Below are 26,920 nucleotides of genomic sequence, written 5' to 3'. Positions count from 1 at the left end.
CTCCTTTACGCAGCGGCCTTAACGCCGCCCTTTTGAACAGAGGAGCGGGAGACTTTGGCGATTGCTGTTCTGAATTGAGACTATGCGTCGATGCTATTTATACACATCGCCATTAAGGCATTGAGATATAGATCGTGCATCAAGAACGTTACGATACGGGCATACGGTGTACGTCGCTTTCTTGTAAGAAATACCCGCATGCCCCTAGAGGTGCCGTATTCGCCCGGGACCTCGATCGCGGCCAGGCCACCTTTTCGCGGCTGCCTATGTGTCCTAGCATGCGGCGGTGATTCAGCTGCCAACGATCGTCGTTCTCACCGGCGCCGGCATCTCGGCGGAAAGCGGGATCGCTACCTTTCGCGCGCCGGGCGGGTTGTGGGAGGGGCACCGGGTCGAGGATGTGTGCACGCTCGAGGCGTTGGTGCGCGATCCCGCGCTGGTGCACCGCTTCTACGATCTGCGGCGCGCGGCGTTGGCTTCGGTCGCGCCCAATGTGACGCATGACGCGCTGGCGCGGCTCGATCGCGAATGGCGCGGCGCGTTGCTGATCGTCACGCAGAACGTCGACGATCTCCACGAGCGGGCCGGGGCGGTGCGGCTGCTGCACATGCATGGCGAGCTGCGCTCCGCTCTGTGCGCGGCGTGCGGGGCGCGGCGCGTGTGGGAGGCGGCGTTGCCGCCGCGAACCGGCTGCCCGGCGTGCGGCGCTCCGGCGTTGCGACCCGACATCGTGTTCTTCGGTGAGATGCCGTATCAAATGGAGCGGATCGCGGACGCTTTGTCGCGCGCTAATCTGTTCGTGTCGGTCGGTACGTCGGGCGCGGTCTATCCGGCAGCGGGGTTCGTCCGGCTGGCGCGGGAACATGGCGCAGCGACGCTGGAGTTGAACCTCGATCGGTCGGAGGGCAGCGGGTGGTTTGACGAAACACGGCGCGGACCGGCAGGCATACTGGTGCCGGCGTGGGTCGATGAGGTTCTTACATCATACCCTCCGTCATCCCGGACTTGATCCGGGATCCCGCTTCTTACCCCGGTCGCCGGGAAACGGGGCCCCGGATCAAGGCTCTCCTGAGCGTGTCGAAGGGTCCGGGGCGACGGCAGCTACTTCGCCGCGCCGCGGCCGCGTCGCTCGCCGCGGCGCTCCTTGCGCACCGTCTTGGCATGCGCGCGCGCACGCGCCTTCTTCTCCTCGCGGGTCGGCGGGAGCTTGACGTCGAGCGGCATCATGTCGCCCGCCATCACCTCGAACCCCAGACTCGCGAGGCTCTCGCTGAAGTGCGTCGGCAGCTCCGCGGTGACGTCGATCTCGCCGCCATCGGGATGGTCGACGCGGATGCGGCGCGCGTGAAGGTGCATCTTGCGGCTGATGTTGCCGGTCAGGAACGCCGCCGGGCCGCCGTACTTGCCATCGCCGACGATCGGATGCCCGATCGCCGCCATGTGCACGCGCAATTGATGCGTACGCCCGGTGAACGGTTGCAGCTCCACCCAGCAGGCACGGTTGCCGGCACGCTCGATCACGCGGTAGCGGGTGCGCGCCGGCTGGCCGTTCTCCTCGTCGACGTGCATCTTCTCGCCGCCGGTGCCGGGCTGCTTGGCGATCGGCAGCTCGATCATCCCGTCGTCGATCGACGGCACGTCCACCACCAGCGCCCAATAGACCTTCTTGGCGGTGCGGCTGGAGAAGCTCTTGGCAAAGGCCGCGGCCGCGCGCGCGTTGCGCGCCACCAGCAGCGCCCCCGACGTGTCCTTGTCGAGCCGGTGGACCAGCTTCGGCCGTCCCTCCGCCTCATATTGGAGCGCATCGAGCAGCCCGTCGACGTGCTGGACGGTCTTGGTGCCGCCCTGCGTTGCGAGGCCCGGCGGCTTGTTGAGCACCAGCGCGGCGGAGTCCTTGTGGATCACCAGCTCGCGCGCGAACGCGGCCTCATCGTCGCTGAGCGGCGGACGCTCGCGCTTCGGGCGTTCCTCGGCACGCTCGGGCTCGGGCGGCGGGACGCGCAGCACCTGCCCGGCCTGGATCCGGTCGCCGGGACCGACCCGCGCACCGTCGACGCGCAACTGTCCGGTGCGCGCCCATTTGGCGACGGTGGTGAAGCTGGTGTCGGGCAGATGCCGTTTGAACCAGCGGTCGACGCGGATTCCGTCATCGTCATAGCCGACGGTGAACTGGCGGACGGCGTCGCTCATGCCGGCACCCGTGCGAGCGCGAGCCCGGCGAACAGCGCGACCACCGCACCGACCACCGACAGCAGCACGTAACCGAGCGCGGCGACCAGCGCGCCGCGCTCGATCATCCCGACCACGTCGAGTGCGAACGACGAAAAGGTCGTGAAGCCGCCGAGCACGCCGACGCCGAGCAGCAGCCGCCACGTCTCGCCGCTCGCATACGCTGACCGCGCGAGCACGCCGACCAGCAGCCCCATCAGCAGGCCGCCGACGAGATTGACGGTCAGCGTGCCCCACGGCCAGCCGGTCCCGAGCGCCTGCGTCATCGCGCGCCCGGTCAGATGGCGTGCGCCGGCGCCGACCGCGCCGCCCGCCATGACAAGAAAGAGGGAGTTCATCGCCGCGCCCTATCGTGTTTCCGCGTCCAAGGGAAATCAGCCGTGCGCGCTGTTCGAGAACAGGTTCATGACCAGCACGCCCGCGATGATGAGCGTCATGCCGGCGATCGCCGCGACGTCGAGCCGCTGCCCGTGCCACAGCCAGGCCACGGCGGTGATCAGCACGATCCCGACGCCCGACCAGATCGCATAGGCGATGCCGGTCGGCAGCGTCCGCAGGGTAAGCGACAGGAAGTAAAAGGCGATCGCATAGCCCGCCACCGTCACCAGCGTCGGCCATGGTCGCGTGAACCCGTCCGACTGTTTCAGCGCGGAGGTGGCGGTGACTTCGGCGACGATCGCGATCAGCAGCAGCAGATAGGCCATGCGCCCCTTGTCGCGCGTTGGTGTCGGCTTGGCGAGCCGTCAGACGTGTCTTGCTCTTGCAGGACACCGGTGGAGGGGCCATGTTCGGCGCATGCTGAACCTGTTCTCGATCGCCATCGGCCTCGTCGCGCTCCTGCTCGGGATCGTGCCGTTCCTGCCGTTCTTCGCCTGGGGCTATTGGTTCGTGATCCCGATCGCGGTGGTCGGCGCGGCGATCGGCGCGCTGTCGTCGCGCAATGGCGGGCGCAACCTCAACCTCGTGCTGATCCTGATCTTTGGTCTGCGTCTGATGCTGGGTGGTGGGCTGATCTGACGCACGCCCGTGGCATGAGCGGGGGAGGGCTGCTCCGCCACGCGTGCCGCCCACAACGAAGCGCCCGGCGTGTCACCGGGCGCCCGTTCTTCAGCGGCAGACCACCTGGCCGCGATCGACCTGCCGGCCGAGCAACGCGCCGCCGCCCGCACCGACCAGCGTCCCGAGCAGCCGCGATCCGCCACCGGCGATGACGTTGCCGAGCGCACCGCCGGCCAGCCCGCCGACGATCAAGCCGGTCGTGCCGTCGTTCCGCCGGCAATAATAGCGACCGTCGCCGCCGCGATAGACGCGGTCGTTGCGGGTCAGCGCGCGCTGCCGGTAATTGCCACCGTCGCGATAGTAACGGTCGGCGTAATAGCGGCGCTGGCCGGGCTCGAGCTGGTTGTAGTCGTAGCGTCGCGACTGCCGCCAGTCGCGCACACGGTCGTTGCGATCGCGCTGCGCGTCGCGAACATTGTCGCGATATTCGCGGCGGGCCTCACGCACGTCGCGCCGCGAGTCCGCATCGCGCAGATCCTCGCGATATTCCTTGCGCGCGTCGCGCACGTCCTCGCGATACTCGCGGTTCGCCTCGCGCGGACGCTGCGCCTGCGCGGGCGCGACCGACAATGAGGTCAAGGCGGTCGCCCCGAGCACCGCCGCCATGATGATACGCATAACTCGCTCCCTTCTGCTAACCAGAGTTAGGCGAGAACGTGGACGGCGGGGCGTGGGTTGCGTGAACGCAATACTACCTTGCGTTCATTTTCAGGACATTATTGTTCCAGCTCATGCGTAAGGCTGATGTCGGCCTTGAGCAACTTGGAGACCGGGCAGTTCGCCTTGGCCTCTTCGGCGATGCGCGCGAATTCATCGGCATCAATCCCCGGGACCTTCGCCTTCAGGTTCAGCTTGGACGCGGTGATGGTGAAGCCGTCGCCGTCCTTTTCGACCGTCACGCGTGCGTCGGTCTCCAGCGTGCCATCGTTATAGCCCGCACCCGCCAGCGCGAAGCTCAACGCCATCGTGAAGCAACTGGCGTGCGCCGCGGCGATCAGTTCCTCCGGGTTGGTGCCCGGCCCGTCCTCGAACCGCGAGCCGAAGCCGTACCGCGTGTCGTTGAGCACGCCCGACTGGGTCGATGTCCAGCCATGACCGTCCTTGCCGAAACCTTCGTACCGTGCCGATCCGCTGCGGGTAGGCATGTTCTGCTCTCCTTGTCGTCACACGTAAAAGGCGCGACCCGTGCCGTCACGGATCGCGCCTCCTCAAACGTCGCTTGCTCCCGAAAGGCGCATCGACGGGTTATTTTTCGTGCCTCAGCGGCACTGGCGCTTGCCGCTCCGCTCGATCTCGCGACCGGCCAGCGCCCCGCCGACGCCGCCCAGCACCGTGCCGAGCGTCCGGTCGCCGCGCGAGTCGATGGTGCGGCCGAGCAGACCGCCGGCGACGGCGCCGACCACCAGCCCGGTGGTGCCGTCGGGCTTGCGGCAGCGCAGGCGACCGTCATTACCGCGCCATTCGCGATATTTGTGGCGGCGCTGCGCATCGGCATCGACCGTGGTGGCGACCAGCGTCGGTGCGACCATGGCGACCGCGCCGAAGGCGAGCATGAGCTTACGCATGAAACAATCTCCCGTTCATTCAATCGTGATGCGACCGAAACGTGTTTCTTTTAGCGCAGTTGCATGAACCTGTAACAACGTCGCGTTCATCATGGGACATCCCGGCGTCGCCCCCGAACCGCACCGGAGCGGACCACGATCCGATGCGGCGTTGCGCGCGCCCGGCGGGTGTGTAGAGGGCGAGCGATGGATTGGGACCCGACCGCGATGGCGCGCTACCTGCTGGAGACCCCGTCGGTCGCCGGGCACGGCGGACGGCTCGGCCAGCGCTACCACGCGCACGGCGTCGGCTGGATCGAGGTCGCACAGCCGTGGCACGAGGATCTGGTCGGGGATGAAGAGACCGGCATCATCGCCTCCGGCCCGATCATCGCGCTGATGGATGTCGCGACCAGCCTCGCGGTCTGGCACCGCTGCGCCACGTTCGTCGCGCATGCCACGCTCGACCTGCGCATCGACTATCTGCGCCCCGCCCGCCCGCGGCAGATCGTGATCGGGCGCGGCGAATGTCTGCGCGTCACGCGCTCGATCGCCTTCACGCGCGGCATCGCGCACGACGGCGATCCCGCCGATCCGATCGCGCAGGTCGCCGCCACCTTCATGGCGACCGCTGGCAATTATCCGCGGGTGGCGGCGTGACGCTGCCCCCCTATGCGGGGCTGCTCGGCGTGACGCTGGAGCTGGTCGACGGCGTTCCCGAGATCGTGATGCCGTTCGGCCATCATGTCGTCGGACGGCCCGGCTATTTGCAGGGCGGCGCGATCGCCGGGTTGCTGGAGGTCGCGGCGGTCGCGGCGGTGCGCCACGCGCTGGCGGCGGAGACGGCGCGGATCAAGCCGATCAACGCCACGGTCGACTTCATGCGCGGCGGGCGCGATCACGTCACGCGCGCGGCGGGCGAGATCACCCGGCTCGGCGCGCGGATCGCAACCGTCACCGCGGTGGCGTGGCAGGACAACCGCACGCGCCCGATCGCCACTGCGCGGATGAACTATCTGATCGAGCGCGCGACCGGATGACTCCGCCGCTCGACCCGGAGGTGTTGCTGCCCGCATTCGCGCCGTGGCTCGACGTCGCTGGGCTGGCGGTATTCGCCGCCTCGGGCGCGCTGGCGGCGGCGCGACGCGCGCAGACGCCGGTGACGCTGGCCTTTTTCGCGCTCATCACCGGGGTCGGCGGCGGGACGGTGCGCGACCTGCTGATCGGCGCGCCGGTGTTCTGGGTGCATGATTCGCGCGTCGCGGCGGTGTGCCTGCTGGTGGCCGGGGTGATCTGGATCACGCCCGAGCGCTGGTGGCGCGGGGCGGCGCTCGACTGGTTCGACGCGGTCGGGCTCGCCGCTTATGCCGTCTATGGTGCGGCCAAGGCGCTCGGCTATGGCGTGCCGCCGCTGCCTGCCGCACTGATGGGGGTGGTGACCGGCTGCGTCGGCGGGATCATCCGCGACGTGCTGGCCGGCGAGCCCTCGATCCTGATGCGCCCCGAATTGTACGTCACCGCTGCCGCGCTGGCGGCCGGGTGCTACGTGGGGCTGCGCGAGATGGGAATGGTGCCGTGGCACGCCGCGGTGATCGCGGCGCTTGCCGGCTTCGTGCTGCGCGCGGCCGCGATCCGCTTCAAGCTGGCGCTGCCGGCTTATGGTGAGCGATAGGGCAACGCGGGCGGCCGCCGTTAAAACGCCGGTTCTTCGCCCGGCTTTTCCGCGACATGGATGCCGCATTCGACCTTGTCCCAGCCGCGCCAGCGCCCGGCGCGCGGGTCCTCGCCCGGCCGCACCTTAGACGTGCACGGCGCGCAGCCGATCGACAGATAGCCCTGCGCCTCAAGCGGGTGGCGCGGCAGGTCGTGCTCGGCGAAATAGCCATCGAGCTTGTCCTTGGACCAGTCGGCGAGCGGGTTGATCTTCAACCGGCCCTCATCCTCCTCGAAGCGCGGCAGCGCCTTGCGCGTGCTCGCCTGAAAGCCCTTGCGCCCCGAAATCCACGACTGGAACGGCAGGAGCGCGCGGCGCAGCGGCTCGACCTTGCGCAAGTCGCAGCAGCCGTCGGGATCGTAGGACCAGCGCAGCCCCTTTTCATCCTTCAGCCGCAACAGGCGCGGGTCGGGGCGGAACACGCGCAGGTCGGTCAGCCCCAGCCGCTCGGACAATTCGTCGCGATAGGCCAGGGTCTCGCCGAACATCTTCTGCGTATTGGTAAAGATCACCGGCACGTCGCGGTCGACCGACGCGATCATGTGCAGCAGCACCGCCGACTCGGCCCCGAACGACGATACTGCCGCGATCCGGCCGGCCAGCTCGCCGGTCAGCAATTCACGCAGCATGTCGGGCGCGGACACACCCTCGAACCGCTCCTGCATTGCCGCGGCATCGGTGGCGGTAAAGGCGGGGCGGACGTCGATGACGTCAAGGTTGTGGAGCGGGAGATCGTGGGCAGGCTCACCCATGGCGCAATTTCCAGACCGGGACCGCCGCATCGGCGGCCTTTTGATAGACATGGTCGTAGCGCTCCAGCGAGCGCTTGAGCACGACCGGGTCGACCGCAGCATGCGGCGCGAAGGCGTCGAAGCCGCAGCGGCGCATCAGCGGGATCTGATCGACCAGCACGTCACCCTCGGCGCGCAGCTCGCCGGCATAGCCCGCCTCGCGCAGGATCCGCGCGACCGAATAGCCACGCCCGTCCCGGAACGTCGGGAACGACACCTCGACCAGCGCCAGCCGGTCGAGGTGCGGGATCAGCGCGCGCGCATCGTCGCCGGGTTCGATCCGCACCGCAGTTGCGTTCGACTGGCCGGCGAGAAAGGCGTCGAGCGTCACCGCCGGCTCTTCATGCGCCGCGCCGTCGCGGAAGCGCAGATGCGCGCGGTCGTCGATCACGTCGACCTCGAACGCCTCAACCATAGATCGCCTCCTTGAACGGCTGCATGCCCACGCGGCGATAGGTGTCGACGAAGCGCTCGCCGGTCTCCCGGATGCGGACATAAGTGTCGGTGACGCGCTCGATCGCATCGACCACGCCGTCCTCGTCGAAGCCGGGGCCGGTGATCTTGCCGAGCGACACGTCCTCCGCGCCCGAACCGCCGAGCAGCAGCTGGTAATTTTCGGTGCCCTTCCGGTCGACGCCGAGGATGCCGATGTGCCCGGCATGGTGGTGGCCGCAGGCGTTGATGCAGCCGCTGATCTTGAGTTTCAGCTCACCCAGATCGCGCTGCCGGTCGAGGTCGGCAAAGCGCTGCCCGATCTTCTGCGCGAGCGGGATCGAGCGTGCATTGGCGAGCGCGCAATAGTCGAGCCCCGGGCAGGCGATGATGTCGCTGATCAGGTCGAGGTTGGCGTCGGCCAGCCCGGCCTCGCTGAGCGCCTCCCAGACCGCCTTCAAATCGGCAACGCGGACGTGCGGCAGGACGATGTTCTGTGCGTGCGTCACGCGCAGCTCGTCGAAGCTGTAGCGTTCGGCGAGATCGGCCATCACGTCGATCTGCTCGGCGGAGGCGTCACCGGGGATGCCGCCGATCGGCTTGAGCGAGATGGTGACGATCGCATGGCCGGGCTGCTTGTGCGCGCGGACGTTCTGGTCGAGCCACACCGCGAAGCCCGGGTCGCTGCGGTCGGCGACCGCGCCGTCAGAGGCGGCGAAGGCGGGCGCGGCGAACATCGCGCTGATCCGCGCCAGTTCGGCGGCGGGCGGGTCGATGCCGAGCTGGCGAACTTGCTCAAATTCCTCCTCGACCTCGGCGCGATACTTGTCCGCGCCCAGTTCGTGGATCAGGATCTTGATCCGCGCCTTGTAGATATTGTCGCGCCGGCCATAGCGATTGTAGACGCGCAGGCACGCCTCCAGATAGCTCATCAGCTGGTCGGCCGGGATGAAGTCCTTGATCTCCGGCGCGATCATCGGCGTGCGCCCCATGCCGCCGCCGACGAACACCTTCGCGCCCAGCACGCCGTCACGCTCGAGCAATTGCAGCCCGATGTCGTGGAGCCGCATCGCCGCGCGATCCTCGTCCGCCGCGATGACCGCGATCTTGAACTTGCGCGGCAGGTAGGTGAATTCGGGGTGGAAGGTGCTCCACTGCCGCAGCAACTCCGCGAACGGACGCGGGTCGGTGACCTCGTCGGCGGCAGCGCCCGCGAACTGGTCCGAGCTGATGTTGCGAATGCAATTGCCGCTGGTCTGGATCGCGTGCATCTCGACCGTCGCCAGCTCGGCGAGGATGTCGGCGGCGTCCTCCAGCTTGATCCAATTATACTGGATGTTCTGGCGGGTGGTGAAGTGGCCGTAGCCGCGGTCGTATTTGCGCGCGACATGCGCCAGCATCCGCATCTGCCGCGCGTTCAGCGTGCCATAGGGCACCGCCACACGCAGCATATAGGCGTGCAGCTGCAGGTAGAGACCATTCATCAGCCGCAGCGGCTTGAACTGATCCTCGCTCAGCTCGCCCGACAGCCGCCGCTGGCATTGGTCGCGAAACTCCTCGACCCGCGCATCGACGATCGACTGGTCATATTCGTCGTACTTGTACATCGTTGCTTCCTCGATCCCCGCACAGGCGGCGGGGAGGGGTTCAGATCACCCAGTCGCCCGCGAGGGCATCGGCGGGCTTGAGCGTCAGATCGGGGCGGACGGTCGGGCCGAGCGCGCGAATCCGGTCCTTGATATGCGCGGGGCGGGGACCGTCGGGGGTCTCGCTCGCCTCAATCACATAAGGGACGTTGACGCGCCGCGCGGCCTCTTCCTCGCGCGCGATCGCCTCGGCGCGTTCACCGGCGTCGCTGGCGTCGGCGATATGGCGCGACCAGTCGCGGCCGGTCCACCACACCACGTCGCCGGTCGCCAGATCGTTGCCGGTCACCAGCCTCATGCCATCGTCTCCGCCACCTTCGCATAGCCCGCCAGCCGGTCTTCGGCGTCGGACAGTTCCACCACCTCGCCGACGACGATGATCGCCGGGCTCGCAACCTGCTCGCGCGACACCATCGCGCCGAGGTCAGCAAGCAGTGTTCGCAGCGCGCGGTGACCGGGCAACGTGCCCTTTTCCAGCACCGCGACCGGCATGTCGGGCGCGACGCCGTCGGCGATCAGCTTGTCGGCAATCGCCTCGGCGGTCGCGACGCCCATGTAGATCACCAGCGTGCGGCCCTGCCCGGCGAGTCCCGACCAGTCCTGATCGGTCAGCCCCTTGCACTGGCCGGCGACGAAGGTGACCGCCGAGCTGTGGTCGCGGTGGGTGAGCGGCAGCATCGCCTCGGCGGCGCAGCCGAGCGCGGCCGACACGCCCGGGATCACCTCGACCGCCAGCCCGGCGGCGCGCACCGCCTCGACCTCTTCGCCGCCGCGCCCGAAGATGAACGGATCGCCGCCCTTCAACCGCACGACGACGCTGCCGGCCTTCACATGTGCGACGATCAGCGCGTTGATCGCTTCCTGCGGCAGCGTGTGACGCGCGCGGCGCTTGGCGACCGAGATGCGATGCGCTTCGGGCGGGGCGAGATCGAGGACGCGCGGGTCGATCAACCCGTCGTGGACGACGACGTCGGCTGAGCGCAGCGCCTCCACCGCACGGACGGTGAGCAGGCCGGGATCGCCGGGGCCGGCACCGACGAGGATGACGCGGCCGCGCGCGTCGGGATCAAGAAGCGTCGCCATGATGCCATCGCACATGGGGCAGGGCGGCAGGGGGTGCAATCGAGCGATGCTTGGCGGCGGCGTAGGATTGGTTTGGTGGTGGTTGTTGCTGCGGACACAGCGGCGTGCCGTCTGGGGCGGCCGGTCGTGTCAACTCGACAGACATGGGCCCCTGCCTTCGCAGGGGCGACGGTGGAAGTGGCGAGCGCCCAATCAACAAGCGCCGTCGCCCCTGCGAAGGCAGGGGCCCATGTCTGTCGAGTTCAAGCGCGACACCGTCACGAAGGCGACAAGCCTGTGTCGAACCTCAATGCCGCGCCGCATGAACCTTGTGCATCACCAAGGCGATCACCCCGCCGACGATCAGCCCGAACACCCCCGCGATCCCCGCGCTGACGAGCCAGCCGAGTGCCCCGCCGCCTGCACCCTCGGCGAGATGGTGGACGAACGCGGCCGGCGCCGGCATGCCGACGTCGGCGGCGTTGTGGATCAGCAGGTCGCCGCCGACCCACAGCATCGCCGCGGTGCCAACAATGGTCAGCACCTGCATCAGCACCGGCACGCCCTTCACCAGCCCGCGTCCGATCGCCTGCGCCGCTGCCGAGGGCCGCTGCGCCAGATACAGGCCGACGTCGTCCGCCTTCACGATCAGCGCGACGACGCCGTAAACGCCCGCGGTGATCGCCACCGCGACGATCGCCAGCGTCACCGCCTGCGTCAGCAGCGGCTGGTCCGAGACCTCGCGCAGCGCGATCACCATGATCTCGGCCGACAGGATGAAATCGGTGCGGATCGCGCCCGACACCTTCTGCTTCTCCAGCGCGACCGGATCAGTGGTCACGGCTTCCTCGTCCGCGCCGTGCCCGCCGGACACCGCCTCGATCACCTTCTCCGCGCCCTCGAAGCACAGGAACGCGCCGCCCAGCATCAGCAGCGGCGCGAGCGCCCAGGGCGCAATCGCGCTGAGGATCAGCGCGGCGGGCAGCAGGAACAGCAACTTGTTGCGGATCGATCCCAGCGCGATCTTGCCGATGATCGGAAGTTCGCGCTTCGGCGACAGCCCGACGACATAGCGCGGGGTGACCGCGGTATCGTCGATCACCACCCCCGCCGCCTTCGTCCCCGCCTTGGTGGCGGCGGCCCCGACATCGTCGAGCGATGCCGCCGCCAGCCGCGTCAGTCCGGCGATATCGTCGAGCAGCGCGACCAGTCCGCTTGCCATTGTCTGTCGATCCTTGTTCGGGGTCAGGCGTCGGCGAGGCCGATGCCGATCGTCGCGCGCGCTGCCTCGGCCTCGTTCGAGACGACCGGATAGGCGCAATAATCGGCGGCGTAATAGGCGCTTGGGCGGTGATTGCCCGACCAGCCGACGCCGCCGAACGGCGCCGCCGACGACGCACCGTTGGTCGGGCGGTTCCAGTTGACGATCCCGGCGCGCGCGCCCGCCCAGAAGCGGTCGAACAGCGCGGGCGTCTGGCTGATCAGCGACGCGGACAGGCCGTAGCGCGTGTTGTTGGCCTCGGCGATCGCGCCGTCGAAATCGTCGGCGCGGATCACCTGCAGCAAGGGGCCGAACAGCTCGATGTCCGGGCGGTCGCCAACATCGGTGACGTCGATGATGCCCGGGGTGACGAACGGCCGATCCTCGACCGGGCGCGCCATATGCTGGACCGGACGCCCGCCCTTCATCATCAGCGCGAGGAAGCTCTCGGTCAGGCCGTCGGCTACCTCGTTGTCGATCACCGGCCCCATGAACGGCGCGGGATCGTCGTGCGGCGCGCCGACGATCAGCCGGCGGGTGAGCGAGGCCAACTCCGCAAGCAGCGGTTCGGCCAAGGATTCCTGCACGATCAGCCGCCGCGCGGCGGTGCAGCGCTGCCCGGCGGTGGTGAAGGCGGACTGGACGATCAGCACCGCGGCGGCGTGCAGGTCGGGGGTGTCCCACACGAGGATCGGGTTGTTGCCGCCCATCTCCAGCGCGAGGATCTTCTCGGGCTTCTCCGCGAAGGCGCGGTTGAGCGCGATCCCGGTGCGCGCCGAGCCGGTGAACAGCAGTCCGTCGATCCCGTCATGCGCCGCCAGTGCGCGACCTTCGTCTGGACCGCCGATCACCAGCCGCAACGTCTCGGCGGGCACCCCGGCGGCGTGGAAACAGTCGACCAGAAATGCGCCGGTCGCCGGGGTTTTCTCCGAGGGTTTGAAGACGATGGCGTTGCCCGCGATCAGCGCGGGCACGATATGGCCGTTGGGCAGATGCGCGGGGAAATTGTACGGCCCCAGCACCGCCAGCACGCCGTGCGGCTTGTGGCGGAGCGCCATGCGGGTGTTCATCGGGGCGTCGAGCCGGCGCTGCGCGGTGCGCTCGGCATAGGCGCTGACGGAAATGTCCACCTTGGCGGCGACGGTGTCGACCTCGGTGCGCGCCTCCCACAACGGCTTGCCGGTTTCGCGGGCGATCAGATCGGTGAAGGCGTCGGCGCGCTGGCGGACGACATTGGCGAAGCGGCGCAGCGTTTCGATGCGGAACGACAAGGACTTGGCCGCCCACGGCACGAAGCCGGCACGCGCCGCCGCGACCTCGGCATCGACGTCGCTCGTCTCCGCACGCCACAATTCCGCACCGGTGGCGGGTTCAAAGGAGATCAGCTCAGCCATGCCGCTGGTCTTAGCCGTAACTTTCATCAGGGCGGAAGAGGGGATCGTCAGCGCAACGCGTCACCCATCGCGCGGATATTGGCGATGGTTGCGCCAAACGGCCCCCAATCGTCGGCGTCGGCGATCGGCGACCAGATCGCCTCGACCCGGTCGATCAGCATCGAGCACGGCTCGCCCTGCCAATAAGCGTGATCGCGCGCGCGGCGGGGCGAAAAGGCCGCTAGATGTTGGCGGACCTCGTCCCACGCGTTCCCGTAAGTTTGCGGTAGCGGTTGCGCAAAGGCATCGAAGAAGAACTGGTCGACCGGCGTGAGCGTCGCGCGCAACGCCCGTTCGACCGCCTGTACCAGTGCGCGGTTCTCCTCCGGTGCGCGCGGCACCCGGCCGAGCCGCCACAACACGGCCTCGGCAATCGCGGGCTGATAAAGGCCGGCGAAGCCGTCGAGCGCGGCGATCAGTGGCTCGGACTCGGCGATCTGCGCGAGCGAGGAGGCGAGCTGCATCACGTCCCACAGGATCGCCTCGGGCTGGCGACCGAAGGCGTAGAGCCCGGCATGGTCGAAATAGGCCGCGACGAACCCCGGGTCCCAGACCGGCGCGAACCGCCACGGTCCATAGTCGAAGCTCTCGCCGGTGACGTTGATATTGTCGGAATTGAGCACGCCGTGGACGAACCCCGCCGCCATGTAGCGCGCCGCGAGCGTCGCGGTGCGCGCGACGACCAGTTCCAGCAGCCGGACGGGATCGTCGCTGTCCTCGCCGTAGAGTTCGCGCAGCACATAGCCGGTCAGGCGGCGCAGCGCGTCCTCGTCGCGATGGTAGGCGAGCCGCTGGAACGTGCCGATGCGGATGTGCGAATGGCTGAGCCGCACCAGCACGCTGCCGCGCGTCGGCGAGGGTTCGTCGTTGCGCTCCAGCGCCTCGCCGGTCTCGATCAGCGAGAAGCTGCGCGAGGTCGGGACGTTCAGCGCCTCGAGCATCTCGGTCGCCAGCACCTCGCGGACGCCGCCCTTCAGCGTCAGGCGGCCGTCGCCGAAGCGGCTCCACGGCGTCTGCCCCGAGCCCTTGGTGCCGAGGTCGAGCAACCGCCCGCGGTCATCGCGAAGCTGCGCGAAGGTGAAGCCGCGTCCGTCGCCGATGTCGGGATTGTACACGCGGAACTGATGCCCGTGGTAGCGCAGCGCGAGCGGCCGTTCGAGCGTGCCGGGCAGCGGCGTAAAGCGACCAAAATGCGCGACCCATTCGGCGTCGTCGAGCGTGTCGAGCCCGACCTGCGCGGCGGCGCGATCGTTGCGGAAGCGTAAGGTCGCTTGCGGGGAGCGCGCCGCGGCGACCTCGTCGTAAAAGGGGTCGCCGAGTGCGGTGAGGGTGCGCTCGGGGCGATATGCTTGCGGGTCGACGGCCATGCCGCGATATGGGGGGCGGTCGGCAGGGGGCGCAAGCGATGGCGGAGTTTCGGGACATCTATTGGTGGTCGAGCGACGGGCTGCGGCTCCATGCGCGCGACTATCCGGGTGCCGATGACACGCCGCCGGTGCTGTGCCTGCCCGGACTGACGCGCAACGCGCGCGATTTCGCCGATGTGGCGCGGTCGATCGCGCCCGCGCGCCGCGTGATCGCGGTCGAATTCCGCGGGCGCGGCGAGAGCGGCTATGCCAAGGACCCGATGAGCTATGTCCCGCTCACCTATGCGCAGGACGTGGTCGCGTTGCTCGACGACCAGAAGATCGACCGTTTCGTCACGATCGGCACCTCGCTCGGCGGGATCGTGACGATGCTGCTTGCCGGGCTGGTGCCGGGGCGACTGGCGGGGGCGCTGCTCAACGATGTCGGGCCGGAGATCGAACCGGCCGGGCTCGCGCGCATCCGCGGCTATGTCGGCAAGCCGAGCACCTGGCCGACGTGGATGCACGCGGCGCGCGGGGTGCAGGAGGGCAATGCCGCCGCCTATCCCGACTGGGGGATCGAGCAATGGCTGGCTATGGCCAAGCGGCTGTACCGCGTCAATTCCGCGGGGCGGATCGTGCTCGATTACGACATGAAGATCGCCGAGCCGTTCCGCCTGCCCGGCAACGAGGCGGGGCCGGACATGTGGCGCGCGCTGGCGGCGCTGGCCGGGGTGCCGGTGCTGGTGGTGCGCGGTGCGCTGAGCGATATCCTGTCCGCGCGCACCGCCGAGCGGATGGTCGCGACGCTCCCCGACGCCACGCTGGTGACGGTGCCGGAGATCGGCCACGCGCCGATGCTCGACGAGCCGGCGGTGCAACCTGCGTTGCGGCACTGGCTGGCGCGGATCGGGAACCGCCCGGCGGACTGAGGCGCTGTCGCGGGGCTTTACGACGGACGTTTGGAGAGCCCGCATGATCAGTCTTCCCCGTCATCCCGGACGCGATCCGGGATCCCGCTTTTGCCTCGACCGAGACGAAGGAGCGGGGCCCCGGATCAGGTCCGGGGCGACGTCTTACGTGGAGGTCGAGCGGCCTGATCGTGGGACGCTCGCATGACCGGCGTTCGGGACGCTCATACCGCCGTGTTGCCCCTCAAGGGACGCCGCGCCGCGATCACCGGCGGGACGACCGGGATCGGGCGCGCAATCGCGCGGTTGCTCGCCGCCGAGGGCGCGTCGGTGTTCATCGGCGGCACCGATCAGGCGCATCTCGACGAGGCGCTGGCGGATATCCGCAAGGTGGGAACGGGCGAGGGCGCGCTCCACGACCTGTCCGATCCCGACAATGTCGGCGCGTTCCTGTCCGCCGCCGATGCGGCGCTGGGCGGCTATGACATCGTCGTCGCCAATGCCGCCGAGGCAGCCTCTGGGCTGATCGAGATGGACGAAGCGGCGGTGCGCCACGCGATCTCGCTCAACTTCACCCACTATCTGCTGCTCGCACACCGCGCCGCGACGACGATGGCAGCGGGCGGCGATATCGTGATGATCGGTTCGACCAGCGCCTATGTGCTCGGGCCGCATTCGACCGTCTATGCGGCGATCAAGCACGGGTTGCAGGGCTTTTCGATCGCGCTGCGCCGCGAGCTGGGTGGCAGGGACATCCGCGTTGCTTTGGTCGAGCCGGGCAAGACCGGCTCCGACATGCAGATGCCCGACGTCAGCCCCGACGAGCAGCGCGAACAGATCGAGGCTGGGACGATGCTGCGCGCCGAGGACATTGCGGTCGGCGTCCAGTATCTGCTCACCCAGCCGCGCCGCACCGTGATCCAGCGGCTGACGATCAGCCCGCGCGTGCAGGAGGAGGAGTGATGGCCGACTGGCCGCATGACGCGCTGGTGCTGACCCCGCACGATATCGACCTGTCGCGCTCGCCGCTGGCGGGGAAGATCGACGCCGAGACCTATGTGCTGGGTGCGTTCAATCCCGGCATGACGCGGCTGCCGAATGGCAATCTGCTGCTGATGGTGCGCGTCGCCGAGGCGCTGCGCACCCCGGTCCGCGAGCAGCAGGTCCATGCGATCCGCTGGCACGACGGCGGCTATGTGCTCGACGCCTGGCCGCTGTCGCTGGTCGACACGTCCGATCCGCGCAAGTTCATGATGCGCGGCGGCGGGTGGAAGGTGATGGCGCTGACCTCGCTGTCATGGCTGTTGCCGGTCGAGCTGGATGCCGAAGGGCGCGCGGTGAAGGCAATCCATTACGACCGCGCGATCGCGCCGCGCACCGATTACCAATGCTATGGCGTTGAGGATGCGCGGATCACGCAGGTCGACGGGCGCTATTACATGACGACCTGCTCGGTCAGCCCCGAGCGGCATTCGACCACGCTCTACACCAGCGACGATGCGCTCGACTGGACGCTGGAGGGAATCGTCCTCGATCACCAGAACAAGGACATGCTGATCTTCGAGGGCAAGGTCGGGGGCAAGTTCTGCGCGCAGACGCGGCCGCTCGGCGATCTGTATTTCGCCTACCCGCCCGAGTCCGAATGGCGCGCGGGGCCGTCGATCAATCTCGCGACATCACCCGACGCCTTGCACTGGAAGCCGTACGACAAGCCCGGCATCCGGCCGCATGCGCAGACGATGGCGACCGCGCGGATGGGCGGCGGTGCGCCGCCGGTGCTGGCGGAGGTCGGCGGGCAGCAGGGGTGGCTGTCGCTGTGGCACGGCGTCGAGCCGTCTGGCGTCGTCGGCATCTATCGGACGTACTGGACGCTGCTCGACCGCGACGATCCATCGCGCGCGTTGGCGACCGATCATGCCCCGCTGCTCGAGCCGGCACCCGAATTGCTCAAGCCGCTGGAGAATCTGCTGTACGTCACCGATGTCGTGTTCACGACCGGGATCGCGGACGGCGGCGACCATTGGGTGGTGGCGAGCGGCGAGGCCGATCTGGCGTGCCGGATCACGCATGTGCCGAAGGATCGGATCGGGTAGCCGCTCGTCATTGCGAGCGGAGCGAAGCAATCCAGGGCGTCCTCTTCCGGCTCTGGATTGCTTCGCCACGCTCGCAACGACGAATGGGGAGTTTTCGTGCACGAAAAAGGCCCGGAGCGCGCGTGCGCCCCGGGCCTTTCATCATCACGCCGCCGAAGCGGCGCGACGTCTCGGATCAGTTGCTGTCCGAATCGTCGTTGTCGTCGACGGCGATCACGACACCGGCGGCGACAACCGCAGCGGCGAGCACCAGACCGACGATCGCGCCCGGCGCGGCCAGCTTGCTCTTGCCGCTGGTCGCGGTGGCGGCGCGCGCCGACTTCGCGACCGACAGCGAGGCCGCCGGGCTGGCGGCCGGGGCGGCGAGGGCGGGGGCGGCAGCCAGCGTGAGCGAAGCGGCAGCGGCGAACATGGAAGCGATCTTCATGGTGCGTCTCCTGTTAGTCGCGGATAACAGGTCAGCTCTTGTCCTGTTCCGCTGCGGCAGGGAAGCAGAACATGGTGCGCGGCAACATTTGCCGTAGTATGTGGCGGGTATGTCACAGTCGCTGTCCCTTCTTTATCTTTTCGGCGAAAGTGCCGAACGCGACGCCGATCCGTGGCGTCGGCGCGCGGTGCAGTTGATGACCGCCTTCGGCGGTCGCGCGCGGCAGGTCGCCGCTGTCGATAAGCTGCCGAATGGCGTGCCGGCGACGCTGGCGCAGAACCCGCCGCCGCTCTCCGGCGCGGTGTCGGTTGCGCGCTACGAGGCGATCGCGCGCGCGATGCGCGGATATGATCTGGTGCTCAGCTTCGGCGCGGGGGCGATCGACGCGGTGATGGCGCGGCGCGCCTTTCCGCGCGGTGCGCCGCCGATCGTCCATCATGAGGACCCCGCCGCGATGACGAGCGGCGGCAGCGCGCGGCTGTACCGCCGCATCGCGCTGGGCGCGGCGGCGGGGCTGGTCGTCACCGGCAAGGGTGCGGCGGAGGCTGCCGCGGGGTGCTGGAAGGTCGCGGCCGCGCGGCTGCATACGATCGCCGACGGCGTCGACCTGTCGGCCTTCGCGCGCGGGCCGGACACGAAGACGGTGGCCGGCTTCCGCCGCAAGCCCGGCGAGGTCGCGATCGGGATCATGCTCGACGGCGCGAGCGACGACGAACTGGCGTTGCTGGTGCGCGCGGTCGCGGGGTTGGCGGCGCGCTTCCGGCTCATCGTGGTCGGCGAAGGCGAAGGGCGGGCGGCGGTCGAGCGCACCGCGCTGGCGATGGGGATCGACGACCGGCTGGTGCTGCCCGGCGCGCTGTCGCCGGGCGCGGCATGGCTCGGCGGGCTCGACGTGCTGCTGCTGCCGCTGCGGCTGGCCCGGGCGCCTGCGATCGTGATCGAGGCGATGGCGGCGGGCGTGCCGGTGATGGCGCTGCGGGGCGGCGCGGTCGAGGTGCTGCTCGCGCCGGACAATCGCGCATTGCTGTCGGCGCACGCCGCGGAGGTGTCGTTGCGCGACGCGCTGCAACCGCTGGCGAGCGACGCGACGCTGCGGGCGGCGACCGGCGCGGCCAATCGCGCGCAGGCGCTGGCGGTGCACGATGTCGCGGCGATGATCGCGCGCTCGGCCGCGGTCTATTCGGATGCGATCGGGGGGCCGGCTTTGCTCGGGTGAGTCGCATTTCGGTCGCGTTGCGGCCCGATTGCTTTATATGGGGCCGCTGCATCATTGGTGAAAACGGGAATTCGCGTGTTCAAGGGGCTGAAGCCGATCGTCTATGGAGGCCGCGAGGTCTGGCCGCTGGTGGAAGGGGGCAAGGGGGTTGCCGCCACCAATCACGCCTCGGCGGGCGCCTGGGCGGCGGCGGGCGGCATCGGCACGGTTTCGGCGGTCAACGCGGACAGCTATGATCCCGAGGGCAAGATCATCCCGCAGATCTATCGCGCGCTGACCCGGCGTGAACGCCACGAGGAACTGATCGCCTATGCGATCGAGGGCGCGGTGCAGCAGGTGCAGCGTGCGTGGGAGATCGCGGGCGGCAAGGGCGCGATCAACATCAACGTGCTGTGGGAGATGGGCGGCGCGCCGCGCGTGTTGCACGGCGTGCTGGAGCGGACGCGCGGGCTGGTGTCGGGCGTCACCTGCGGCGCGGGGATGCCGTACAAGCTGAGCGAGATCGCGGCGTCGTACAACGTCAGCTATCTGCCGATCGTCAGCTCCGGCCGCGCGTTCCGTGCGCTGTGGAAGCGCGCCTATTCCAAGGCGAGCGAGTGGCTGGCGGCGGTGGTCTACGAGGATCCGTGGCTGGCCGGCGGGCACAACGGCCTGTCGAATGCCGAGGACCCGCTGAAGCCCGAGGACCCCTATCCGCGCGTCAAGGCGCTGCGCGAGACGATGCGCGAGGGCGGCATTCCCGACACCACGCCGATCGTGATGGCGGGCGGCGTCTGGTATCTGCGTGACTGGAACGACTGGATCGACAATCCCGAACTCGGCCAGATCGCCTTCCAATACGGTACGCGCCCGCTGCTGACGCAGGAAAGCCCGATCCCCGAAGGGTGGAAGGCCAAGCTGACGCAGATCGAGGAGGGCGAGGTGCTGCTGCACCGTTTCTCGCCGACCGGCTTCTATTCGTCGGCGGTGCGCAACCCGTTCCTGCGCGCGCTCGAAGCGCGGTCGGAGCGGCAGATCGCCTTTTCGACGCAGGAAGCCGGCGACCATGTCTTCCAGCTCGACGTCGGGGTGAAGGGCAAGAATTTCTGGGTGACGCGCAACGACCTGCTGCGCGCACGCGAATGGTTCGGCGCGGGCTTCACCGATGCGCTCAAGACCCCGGACAATACGCTCGTCTTCGTGACGCCGCAGGAAAAGGGCGAGATCCGCAAGGATCAGGCCGATTGCATGGGCTGCCTCAGCCAGTGCCTGTTCTCGAGCTGGGCGGATACCGAGACCAATTCGACCGGGCGGCTCGCCGATCCGCGCAGCTTCTGCATTCAGAAGACGTTGCAGGACATCGCGCATGGCGGCGACACCGATGCGAACCTGATGTTCGCGGGCCACGCGGCGTATAACTTCAAACGCGATCCCTTCTACTCCAACGGCTTCGTGCCGACGGTCAAGCAGCTCGTCGACCGCATCCTGACCGGCGACTGATGTTCGGCGCGGCGCTGGCGCAGGTCGCGGCAGCGCTGCGTCCGGCGCGCGACCCGTGGTGGGTGATCGGCAGCGCGGCGGTGCGGCTGCATGGGGCCGAAACGTCGGTCGCCGACATCGACGTGCTGACGAGTGCCCGAGACGCGGAGCGGTTGCTCGCCGACTGGCCCGGCGTGGCGACGATCTGCGGCGCGAGTGACCGCTTCCGCTCGCACCCGTTCGCGCGGCTGGACGGCGCGGCCTTGCCGGTCGAGGTGATGGGCGATCTCGAACTTTGCACCGCGAACGGCTGGCAGCCGGTGCGGCCGCTGACGCGCGTGGCGCACGGGGATGTTTTCATACCGGACCGTGACGAGTTGCGGGCGATCCTGCGTGCGTTCGGGCGCGAGAAGGATCGGGCACGCGCGGCGCTGCTCGACCTACCCGACGCGCGACTAATCGATGGCTGAGATGGGGTGCGGGCCAGCAAGCGAATGATGCCGTTCCTTCTGATCGGCCCGACGTTATGACGTTTCCATGAGCAGCCCCATTCATCGGCGTCATCTTCTCGTGGGCGGCGCGGTCGCGCTGATCGGCGCCGCGCCGGGGCAGGAGCCCGTAACGGAGGCGCTGCGCACGCTAGAACGCCGGTCCGGCGGGCGGCTCGGCGTCGGCATCGTCGACACCGCGCGCGGTACGTCCGCAGGCTGGCGACAGCACGAGCGTTTCACGCAGGCCAGCTCGTTCAAGCTGTCGCTGGCGGCGATGATCCTCGCCGAGGCGGAGCGCGGACGGCTCGCCTTGACCGACGTGCTGCGCTGGCCGCGTGACGATCTCCTCCCGCATAGCCCGGTCACCGCAGCCGCCATCGCCGGATCACTGCCGATCCGCGACCTGGCGCGCGCCGCCGTGGTCACCAGCGACAATACCGCGGCCAACGTGCTGCTGCGCCGGATCGGCGGCCCGGCACGGCTGACCGCCTTCTGGCGATCGACCGGCGACCGCATCAGCCGGCTCGACCGCTACGAGCCGGCGTTGAACGTCACGCCGCCGGGAACGAGCCTCGACACGACAACGCCGGCGGCGATGGCGGCGACCGTCGGCCGGCTGCTCCGCGGCAAGGTGTTGCAGCCGGCGAGCCGCACCGTGCTTGGCGACTGGATGATCGCCGCGGATACCGGACGACAGCGGCTTCGCGCCGGCTTCCCGAACGACTGGCGGGCGGGCGACAAGACCGGCACCGGCGGCGCGGCGGGACACCCGATCTTCGTCGACCTCGCCTTCGGTGCGCCGCCCGGCCGCGCCCCGCTGATCGTGACGGCCTATTTCGAGTCGCCTGCCGCGATGGCGTCGGCGGAGGCCGAGGCGGTGCTGGCAGCAGTGGGGCGGATCGCGGCGGGGAGTGCGAAGTAGCGCGGGTCGACGTCAACTTGATCCGTCATTGAGCGGGATGGTCGACTTCGTGTCATCATGATCTGGCGCCTCGCTAGCTGCCGGCAGCAGCGAAAAGCGGGATTCCGGATCAAGTCCGGGATGACGAACTGCGTGAGGGTATGTTAAGCTCGATTGGTCCGGGAGCGGTCGGCGGGCCACCCCTTTTCCGCTCCAAAGCAGAACGGCGCGCCACCCGCCGGGTGACGCGCCGTCAAGGTCAGCGACCCGGCTCGCTGCGTCAGTCGACGACGGTACCCACCACCGCGCCGCCGACGCCGCCGACCGCCGCGCCCTTCTCGACGCTGCCGCCGGTCGCGGCCGCGACACCGGCGCCACCCGCGCCGCCGATCGCCGCACCGCGCAGCGTCGAACAGGCCGACGTCGACACCGCAGCGGCGACGAGCAGGGCGGACAATGCGATCTTCTTCATGGATAGGCTCCGGTTTTTACAATGAATGGCGGCTTAATGCGGAGCAAGGAGCGACGGTTCCGACCAGACATGCTTCGTCACGCATCGCCGCGCCGCGACACAGATTGCACGGCGGCAACGCGCTCGACATGCAGGGGCAACGTCGGGCGTCGATGACGGACGGGCCATGACGGAGAGCCCGATGCCACATGATCGCCACGCCGCCTATCACGCCGACCGCGCCCGCGGCGAAGCCGTTCGCGCGATCAGCGCCGCCAGCGCGGACGCGGCGGCGATCCATCAGGAACTCTGCCTGCGCTACAGCGGGCGCGTCATCGCCGCGCTGATCCTCGGCGCGGCGGGGAAGGGGATGGATTAACCCCTCGCCGCCTCGGATTCGCTCCACTGCGGCAGAGTGAGCACGAGCGTTAGGCCCAGCCTTCGAGCACCTGATCGGGCGGGCGGTGGCCGTCGGCCCACATGCGGATGTTGGCGATCACCTTCTCGCCCGACGCGACGCGGCCCTCCCACGTCGCCGAGCCCATATGCGGGGTCATCACGACGTTGGGCAGCGCGAGCAGCCGCGGATCGATCTCGGGTTCGTGCCGCCACACGTCGAGCCCGGCCCCGGCGAGCCGGCCGTTCTCCAGCGCCGCGACCAACGCATCCTCGTCGAGGATTCCGCCACGGCTGGCGTTGATGACATAGACGTGCGGGCGCAGCAGCGCGATCCGGCGCGCGTCGATCAGGTCGCGGCTGTCGGCGTTGAGCGGGGTGTGGAGCGTCAGGATGTCGATCGCGCCGAGCAGCTCGTCGAGGTTGGGGTGCCAGACCGCGTTCAGCTCCCCCTCGACCACCTTCGGCAGCCGGTGACGATTGTGGTAATGGATCGACAGCCCGAAGGCGCGCGCGCGCCGCGCCACCGCCTGGCCGATCCGCCCCATGCCGACAATTCCCAGCGCCTTGCCGCCGATCCGGTAGCCGAGCATCCCGCCGGGGCTCCACCCCTTCCACGCACCGGCGCGCACCAGTTTCTCGCCTTCCGCCAGCCGCCGGGGCACCGAGACGATCAGCGCCATCGTCATGTCGGCGGTATCCTCGGTCAGCACGCCGGGGGTGTTGGTGACGATGACGCCGCGCGCGCGCGCCGCCTTCAGGTCGATGTGGTTCACGCCCGCGCCGAAATTGGCGATCAGCCGCAGCCGCGGCCCGGCATCCGCGATCAGCGCGGCGTCGATCGTGTCGGTGACCGCGGGCACCAGCACGTCGCAATGGGCCATCGCGGCGGCGAGCGCGTCGCGCGACAGGGGCACGTCGTCGGCGTTGCCGGTCACGTCGAATAATTCGTCCAGTCGCCGCATCACCACGTCGGGGAGCGCCCGCGTCACGATCACCTTGGGATGGGCGCAGCGTCGCGTATCGGCCATGCGCCGGGATTGGCGAAGCCGTGCCGATGCGTCAACGGTTGATGCGGCAGGGTCCGCATGGCTACAGGGCGACAATAACCAGAGGGCGGAAGTGAACAGGGACCATCTCACGATCGTGGCGGCGGCGGCGGCACTCCTGCTGCCCGTCCCGGTGCCGGCCGCGGCGGACACCGCGCCGAAGCAGCCGCCCTTCATCGGTTCGATCGCCGCGTCGCGCGCGCGGATGCGCACCGGGCCGGGGCGCAACTTCCCGGCGAGCTGGGTCTATGTCCGCGCCGATCTGCCAGTGCGCGTGCTCGAGGCGTTCAAGGAATGGCGCCGCGTCGAGGATCCCGACGGCACCCAGGGGTGGATGCTCAACGCATTGCTCAGCAGCCGCCGCACCGCGATCGTGCGCGGGACCGAGCCTGCCGAGCTGCGCGACCGGCCAGGCGGACCGACGATCGTGTGGCGCGTCCAGCCGGGGGTGGTCGGGCGCATCACGCGGTGCGGCAACGGCTGGTGCCGCTTCGACGTCAAGGGGCAGGCGGGGTTCATCCAGACCGACCGGATCTGGGGTGTCGAGGCGACGGAGCAACTGCCATGACCTTCACGCTCGAAGGATTCGACCTCGACGCGTTCGTCGCCGCGACGCTCGCCGAGGATCTGGGGGCGGGCGGCGACGTCACCTCCGCGGCGGTGATTCCGGCCGAGGCGCGCTTCGAGGCGGTGATGGACAGCCGCGACGCGATCACGGTCTGCGGGCTGGACATCGCCGCGGCGTTCTTCCGGCATCTCGATGCGGCGGCGGCGATCACGATGCTGGTCGTCGACGGCGACCGCGTCGCACCGGGCACCGCGCTGATGCGCATCACCGGCAATGCCCGCGCGCTGCTGACCGCCGAGCGGTCCGCGCTCAACACCGTCCAGCATCTCTCGGGCATCGCGACGCTGACCGCCGCCTATGTCGATGCGATGGCGGGAAGCGGCGCGACCTTGCTCGACACGCGCAAGACCATCCCCGGCCTCCGGCGGCTCGAGAAATATGCGACGCGCACCGGCGGCGCGCGGAACCATCGCATGGGGCTGTGGGACGCGGCGATGATCAAGGACAATCACGTCGCGGTCGCCAGCGGGGTCGGCCCGGCGGCGGCGCTGGCGAAGGCCGCCGGGATCGCGACGATCATCGTCGAGGTCGACCGCCTCGACCAGATTGAGCCAGCGATCACCGCGGGCGCCACTCATCTCTTGCTCGACAACATGGCCCCCGACATGCTGCGCGCGGCAGTGGCAATCGTCGCGGGTCGGGTGCCGACCGAGGCGTCGGGCGGGGTCACGCTGGAGACGATCGGCGCGATCGCACGCAGCGGCGTGCGCTACGTCAGCGTCGGGCGGATCACCCAGTCGGCTCCCGCCGCCGACATCGGGCTGGACTTTGCAGAGCTATGAGCGAGCACGGGAAAAAGACGATCACGTCGGTGGAGAGAAAAGCGCCGCTGGCCTATTTCGGCGCGAACGGCCGGCCGCCGTCGATCGTGCGGTTCGAGCGGTTGTACCTCGCCTCGTTCGCCGCATCGCTGATCGGCTGGGCGTTCAGCTGGCAGCAGACCGCCGACCGGCTCGCGATCGACCCGAAGACCGCCAGTTATACATGGCTGTTGCCGGCGGCGTTGCTGCTGAGCTGCGCGATCACGCTGACCTTGTGGTATCTCGTCGCGCGCCGCGCCAGCCTCGCCGCCAAATGGGTGGTGACGATCCTGACCGGGCTGGCGGCGGTGCGCTTCGCGATCAACCTGCTGGTCGTGGCGCGCGGCAAGGTTCCGGTGCTGGCGCTGTTGCTGTCGGCGGCGATCCTCGTGCTCGGCGTCGCGGCGGTGGTGCATTTGTTCAGGCCGGACGCGCGGCTGTGGTTCGGCGAAGGGCTGGAGCCGGAGGAAGAAGAGGCATGACGATGGTGACGACGCGGATGATGATGATCGGCGCGCTGGCCGCCGTGGCGACGCCCGGCGTGGCGGCGGCACAGGCACTGTCGTGCGCGATCCCAGCCGAGCTGCCGCGCCCGCGCCCCGATCTGCCGTCGGCCAGCCAGCCGGCGCGACGGCTGCCGATTGGCAGCTACACGCTCGCGATCAGCTGGAGCCCCGAATATTGCCGGAGCAGCGGCGACCGCCCGAACGCGCGTTTCCAGTGCGGCGGCAGCAACCGCTTCGGCTTCGTGCTGCATGGTCTATGGCCGGACGGCGTGGGGAAGGACTGGCCGCAATATTGCCGCGCGACGCCGATCCTGTCGCGACAGGTGATCCGCCGCCACGTCTGCACCACGCCGTCGCCGCAACTGCTCCAGCATGAATGGGCCAAGCACGGCACCTGCATGGCCGGCTACACGCCTGAGCGCTATTTCGCCAAGTCGAACGCGATGTTCCATGCGCTGCGCTTCCCCGACATGGCGCGGCTGGCGCAGACGCCGCTGACCGCCGGGCGGCTGGCCGAGGCGATCGCCGCCGCCAATCCGGGGCTGCGCGCCGACATGATGCGCGTCACCGGCACGAAGAGCGGGGCGCTCGACGAGGTGTGGCTCTGCACCGACAAAAGCTTCCGTTATACGCGCTGTCCCGCGCATCAGGGCGGGCTCGATCCCGCGGCTCGGATCACGATCACGTCGCTGCGGTGAGCTGAGCGACGGGGCAGTCGCCGAACGTCGTCGTTGCGAGCGTAGCGAAGCATGCCAGGGCGTCCTGGTCTCTCTCTGGATTGCTCCGCTACGCTCGCAACGACGGTCGGTGCGGCGAGCGCGACTGCGCCCGCTTCGTCCTTCGCACGCAGGCGGGAATCCAGACGCGCAGGTTTTCGGTCAAGGTGCATCGTCGAAGGTTCTGGATCTCCGCCTTGGCGCGGATGACGGGCGCGTGCGGTATGGTGGTCGGCCGATCATTCCCTCCGCGCTTGGCTTGACGCGGACCTCTGCCTTTCACCGAGGCACACCGAAGAAGCGGGATCCCGGGGCGGGCCCGGGATGACGATGGTGAAGATCAGCGAACAAAGCAACGAA

Annotated in this window: 34 protein-coding genes; 17 read left to right on the top strand and 17 right to left on the bottom strand. The window is 69.0% G+C overall.

Annotation, left to right across the window (positions count from 1 at the left end; all coding sequences use genetic code 11):
* Window positions 1-286 precede the first annotated feature (286 nt).
* Window positions 287-1,009, top strand: coding sequence for a Sir2 family NAD-dependent protein deacetylase (locus FHS97_RS05540; RefSeq protein ID WP_184034321.1), 723 nt, complete (start codon window positions 287-289; stop codon window positions 1,007-1,009).
* A 92-nt stretch (window positions 1,010-1,101) separates the two neighbouring features.
* On the opposite strand, the gene FHS97_RS05535 is transcribed toward FHS97_RS05540, so the two are convergent.
* Genes FHS97_RS05535 through FHS97_RS05525 form a run of 3 tightly spaced genes read right to left on the bottom strand, consistent with a single transcriptional unit; the run spans window position 1,102 to window position 2,933 of the window.
* On the bottom strand, window positions 1,102-2,190 hold the full coding sequence (locus tag FHS97_RS05535; protein WP_184034318.1) for an RluA family pseudouridine synthase: 1,089 nt from the start codon (window positions 2,188-2,190) through the stop codon (window positions 1,102-1,104).
* Window positions 2,187-2,567: a fluoride efflux transporter CrcB gene (gene crcB, locus FHS97_RS05530; RefSeq protein ID WP_184034315.1), complete on the bottom strand. Its 381-nt coding sequence runs from the start codon at window positions 2,565-2,567 to the stop codon at window positions 2,187-2,189. Before crcB ends, FHS97_RS05535 begins: the two co-directional genes overlap by 4 nt.
* Window positions 2,568-2,603: 36 nt before the next feature.
* Window positions 2,604-2,933 carry a DMT family transporter gene (locus FHS97_RS05525; RefSeq protein WP_184034312.1) on the bottom strand — a complete coding sequence of 110 codons (330 nt, stop codon included), beginning with the start codon at window positions 2,931-2,933 and terminating at the stop codon, window positions 2,604-2,606.
* Between the two features lie 91 nt (window positions 2,934-3,024).
* Between FHS97_RS05525 and FHS97_RS05520 the strand changes: the two genes are divergently transcribed.
* Window positions 3,025-3,246 (top strand): hypothetical protein, encoded by a 222-nt coding sequence (locus FHS97_RS05520; protein ID WP_184034309.1) that lies wholly within the window; start codon window positions 3,025-3,027, stop codon window positions 3,244-3,246.
* Between the two features lie 90 nt (window positions 3,247-3,336).
* Here the strand turns inward: FHS97_RS05520 and FHS97_RS05515 are convergent, their stop codons facing one another.
* The 3 genes from FHS97_RS05515 to FHS97_RS05505 all read right to left on the bottom strand — a co-directional run bounded on the left by FHS97_RS05515 (window position 3,337) and on the right by FHS97_RS05505 (window position 4,853).
* Entirely contained in the window at window positions 3,337-3,906 is a 570-nt protein-coding gene (locus tag FHS97_RS05515) for a glycine zipper 2TM domain-containing protein (protein WP_184034306.1), read from the bottom strand.
* A 98-nt stretch (window positions 3,907-4,004) separates the two neighbouring features.
* A complete protein-coding gene (locus FHS97_RS05510) occupies window positions 4,005-4,433 on the bottom strand; it encodes an OsmC family protein (RefSeq protein WP_184034303.1) in 429 nt (142 codons plus the stop codon).
* Between the two features lie 114 nt (window positions 4,434-4,547).
* On the bottom strand, window positions 4,548-4,853 hold the full coding sequence (locus tag FHS97_RS05505; RefSeq protein WP_159758889.1) for a glycine zipper 2TM domain-containing protein: 306 nt from the start codon (window positions 4,851-4,853) through the stop codon (window positions 4,548-4,550).
* Window positions 4,854-5,039: 186 nt separating this feature from the next.
* Here FHS97_RS05505 and FHS97_RS05500 point away from each other — a divergent pair, with 186 nt between their 5' ends.
* The 3 genes from FHS97_RS05500 to FHS97_RS05490 are packed head-to-tail and all read left to right on the top strand — an operon-like array spanning window position 5,040 to window position 6,504.
* A complete protein-coding gene (locus FHS97_RS05500; protein ID WP_184034300.1) occupies window positions 5,040-5,492 on the top strand; it encodes a PaaI family thioesterase in 453 nt (150 codons plus the stop codon).
* Window positions 5,489-5,872: a hotdog fold thioesterase gene (locus tag FHS97_RS05495; RefSeq protein ID WP_184034297.1), complete on the top strand. Its 384-nt coding sequence runs from the start codon at window positions 5,489-5,491 to the stop codon at window positions 5,870-5,872. The genes FHS97_RS05500 and FHS97_RS05495 overlap by 4 nt, the downstream gene beginning before the upstream one ends.
* Window positions 5,869-6,504, top strand: coding sequence for a trimeric intracellular cation channel family protein (locus FHS97_RS05490; RefSeq protein WP_184034294.1), 636 nt, complete (start codon window positions 5,869-5,871; stop codon window positions 6,502-6,504). Before FHS97_RS05495 ends, FHS97_RS05490 begins: the two co-directional genes overlap by 4 nt.
* A 20-nt stretch (window positions 6,505-6,524) precedes the next feature.
* Here FHS97_RS05490 and FHS97_RS05485 read toward each other — a convergent pair whose 3' ends face one another.
* From FHS97_RS05485 to FHS97_RS05450, 8 genes are all read right to left on the bottom strand, one after another.
* On the bottom strand, window positions 6,525-7,298 hold the full coding sequence (locus tag FHS97_RS05485) for a phosphoadenylyl-sulfate reductase (protein ID WP_184034291.1): 774 nt from the start codon (window positions 7,296-7,298) through the stop codon (window positions 6,525-6,527).
* Window positions 7,291-7,752 carry a DUF934 domain-containing protein gene (locus FHS97_RS05480; RefSeq protein ID WP_184034288.1) on the bottom strand — a complete coding sequence of 154 codons (462 nt, stop codon included), beginning with the start codon at window positions 7,750-7,752 and terminating at the stop codon, window positions 7,291-7,293. The genes FHS97_RS05485 and FHS97_RS05480 overlap by 8 nt, the downstream gene beginning before the upstream one ends.
* On the bottom strand, window positions 7,745-9,376 hold the full coding sequence (locus FHS97_RS05475) for a nitrite/sulfite reductase (RefSeq protein WP_184034285.1): 1,632 nt from the start codon (window positions 9,374-9,376) through the stop codon (window positions 7,745-7,747). The genes FHS97_RS05480 and FHS97_RS05475 overlap by 8 nt, the downstream gene beginning before the upstream one ends.
* A 40-nt stretch (window positions 9,377-9,416) precedes the next feature.
* Window positions 9,417-9,713 carry a DUF2849 domain-containing protein gene (locus FHS97_RS05470; RefSeq protein WP_184034282.1) on the bottom strand — a complete coding sequence of 99 codons (297 nt, stop codon included), beginning with the start codon at window positions 9,711-9,713 and terminating at the stop codon, window positions 9,417-9,419.
* A complete protein-coding gene (gene cobA, locus FHS97_RS05465) occupies window positions 9,710-10,498 on the bottom strand; it encodes a uroporphyrinogen-III C-methyltransferase (protein WP_184034279.1) in 789 nt (262 codons plus the stop codon). Before cobA ends, FHS97_RS05470 begins: the two co-directional genes overlap by 4 nt.
* 286 nt (window positions 10,499-10,784) lie before the next feature.
* Window positions 10,785-11,699 carry a DUF808 domain-containing protein gene (locus FHS97_RS05460; protein ID WP_184034276.1) on the bottom strand — a complete coding sequence of 305 codons (915 nt, stop codon included), beginning with the start codon at window positions 11,697-11,699 and terminating at the stop codon, window positions 10,785-10,787.
* Between the two features lie 23 nt (window positions 11,700-11,722).
* Entirely contained in the window at window positions 11,723-13,132 is a 1,410-nt protein-coding gene (gene astD / locus FHS97_RS05455; RefSeq protein ID WP_184034273.1) for a succinylglutamate-semialdehyde dehydrogenase, read from the bottom strand.
* Window positions 13,133-13,179: 47 nt separating this feature from the next.
* Window positions 13,180-14,538, bottom strand: a complete 1,359-nt coding sequence (locus FHS97_RS05450) for a protein adenylyltransferase SelO family protein (RefSeq protein WP_184034271.1) — start codon at window positions 14,536-14,538, stop codon at window positions 13,180-13,182.
* A gap of 38 nt (window positions 14,539-14,576) precedes the next feature.
* On the opposite strand from FHS97_RS05450, the gene FHS97_RS05445 reads away from it, so the two are divergent.
* The 3 genes from FHS97_RS05445 (at window position 14,577) to FHS97_RS05435 (ending at window position 17,521) form a co-directional block, all read left to right on the top strand.
* On the top strand, window positions 14,577-15,449 hold the full coding sequence (locus tag FHS97_RS05445; protein ID WP_184034268.1) for an alpha/beta fold hydrolase: 873 nt from the start codon (window positions 14,577-14,579) through the stop codon (window positions 15,447-15,449).
* 183 nt (window positions 15,450-15,632) lie between these two features.
* The gene (locus tag FHS97_RS05440; RefSeq protein ID WP_184034265.1) at window positions 15,633-16,391 is read left to right on the top strand and encodes an SDR family oxidoreductase; all 759 of its coding nucleotides are present in this window, start codon (window positions 15,633-15,635) and stop codon (window positions 16,389-16,391) included.
* Complete coding sequence (locus FHS97_RS05435; protein WP_184034263.1) at window positions 16,391-17,521, top strand: glycoside hydrolase family 130 protein; 1,131 nt, start codon at window positions 16,391-16,393, stop codon at window positions 17,519-17,521. Before FHS97_RS05440 ends, FHS97_RS05435 begins: the two co-directional genes overlap by 1 nt.
* A gap of 175 nt (window positions 17,522-17,696) precedes the next feature.
* On the opposite strand, the gene FHS97_RS05430 is transcribed toward FHS97_RS05435, so the two are convergent.
* Window positions 17,697-17,948, bottom strand: a complete 252-nt coding sequence (locus FHS97_RS05430) for a hypothetical protein (RefSeq protein WP_246346494.1) — start codon at window positions 17,946-17,948, stop codon at window positions 17,697-17,699.
* Between the two features lie 109 nt (window positions 17,949-18,057).
* On the opposite strand from FHS97_RS05430, the gene FHS97_RS05425 reads away from it, so the two are divergent.
* The 4 genes from FHS97_RS05425 (at window position 18,058) to bla (ending at window position 22,035) form a co-directional block, all read left to right on the top strand.
* Entirely contained in the window at window positions 18,058-19,164 is a 1,107-nt protein-coding gene (locus FHS97_RS05425) for a glycosyltransferase (protein ID WP_184034259.1), read from the top strand.
* Between the two features lie 75 nt (window positions 19,165-19,239).
* Window positions 19,240-20,643 (top strand): nitronate monooxygenase, encoded by a 1,404-nt coding sequence (locus FHS97_RS05420; RefSeq protein WP_184034257.1) that lies wholly within the window; start codon window positions 19,240-19,242, stop codon window positions 20,641-20,643.
* Window positions 20,643-21,092 (top strand): nucleotidyltransferase family protein, encoded by a 450-nt coding sequence (locus FHS97_RS05415; protein WP_246346493.1) that lies wholly within the window; start codon window positions 20,643-20,645, stop codon window positions 21,090-21,092. Before FHS97_RS05420 ends, FHS97_RS05415 begins: the two co-directional genes overlap by 1 nt.
* A gap of 67 nt (window positions 21,093-21,159) precedes the next feature.
* Window positions 21,160-22,035: a class A beta-lactamase gene (gene bla, locus FHS97_RS05410; protein ID WP_184034254.1), complete on the top strand. Its 876-nt coding sequence runs from the start codon at window positions 21,160-21,162 to the stop codon at window positions 22,033-22,035.
* Window positions 22,036-22,294: 259 nt separating this feature from the next.
* On the opposite strand, the gene FHS97_RS05405 is transcribed toward bla, so the two are convergent.
* On the bottom strand, window positions 22,295-22,486 hold the full coding sequence (locus tag FHS97_RS05405) for a hypothetical protein (protein ID WP_184034251.1): 192 nt from the start codon (window positions 22,484-22,486) through the stop codon (window positions 22,295-22,297).
* 181 nt (window positions 22,487-22,667) lie between these two features.
* On the opposite strand from FHS97_RS05405, the gene FHS97_RS05400 reads away from it, so the two are divergent.
* Window positions 22,668-22,844, top strand: coding sequence for a hypothetical protein (locus tag FHS97_RS05400; protein ID WP_184034248.1), 177 nt, complete (start codon window positions 22,668-22,670; stop codon window positions 22,842-22,844).
* A 49-nt stretch (window positions 22,845-22,893) separates the two neighbouring features.
* Here FHS97_RS05400 and FHS97_RS05395 read toward each other — a convergent pair whose 3' ends face one another.
* Complete coding sequence (locus FHS97_RS05395; protein WP_184034245.1) at window positions 22,894-23,892, bottom strand: 2-hydroxyacid dehydrogenase; 999 nt, start codon at window positions 23,890-23,892, stop codon at window positions 22,894-22,896.
* 91 nt (window positions 23,893-23,983) lie between these two features.
* Here FHS97_RS05395 and FHS97_RS05390 point away from each other — a divergent pair, with 91 nt between their 5' ends.
* From FHS97_RS05390 to FHS97_RS05375, 4 genes are read left to right on the top strand one after another with little or no spacing between them, the layout of a single operon-like run.
* A complete protein-coding gene (locus FHS97_RS05390) occupies window positions 23,984-24,478 on the top strand; it encodes an SH3 domain-containing protein (protein WP_343053380.1) in 495 nt (164 codons plus the stop codon).
* Complete coding sequence (gene nadC / locus FHS97_RS05385; RefSeq protein WP_184034239.1) at window positions 24,475-25,320, top strand: carboxylating nicotinate-nucleotide diphosphorylase; 846 nt, start codon at window positions 24,475-24,477, stop codon at window positions 25,318-25,320. The genes FHS97_RS05390 and nadC overlap by 4 nt, the downstream gene beginning before the upstream one ends.
* Window positions 25,317-25,820 carry a hypothetical protein gene (locus tag FHS97_RS05380; protein ID WP_184034236.1) on the top strand — a complete coding sequence of 168 codons (504 nt, stop codon included), beginning with the start codon at window positions 25,317-25,319 and terminating at the stop codon, window positions 25,818-25,820. Before nadC ends, FHS97_RS05380 begins: the two co-directional genes overlap by 4 nt.
* The gene (locus FHS97_RS05375) at window positions 25,817-26,542 is read left to right on the top strand and encodes a ribonuclease T2 (protein ID WP_425506284.1); all 726 of its coding nucleotides are present in this window, start codon (window positions 25,817-25,819) and stop codon (window positions 26,540-26,542) included. Before FHS97_RS05380 ends, FHS97_RS05375 begins: the two co-directional genes overlap by 4 nt.
* Window positions 26,543-26,920 lie beyond the last annotated feature (378 nt).

This window comes from Sphingomonas endophytica, from assembly GCF_014199415.1.
In the GTDB taxonomy this organism is placed as follows: domain Bacteria; phylum Pseudomonadota; class Alphaproteobacteria; order Sphingomonadales; family Sphingomonadaceae; genus Sphingomonas; species Sphingomonas endophytica.
Note: the sequence above shows the minus strand (reverse complement) of the source record. Positions and strands in the feature narration are given on the sequence as shown.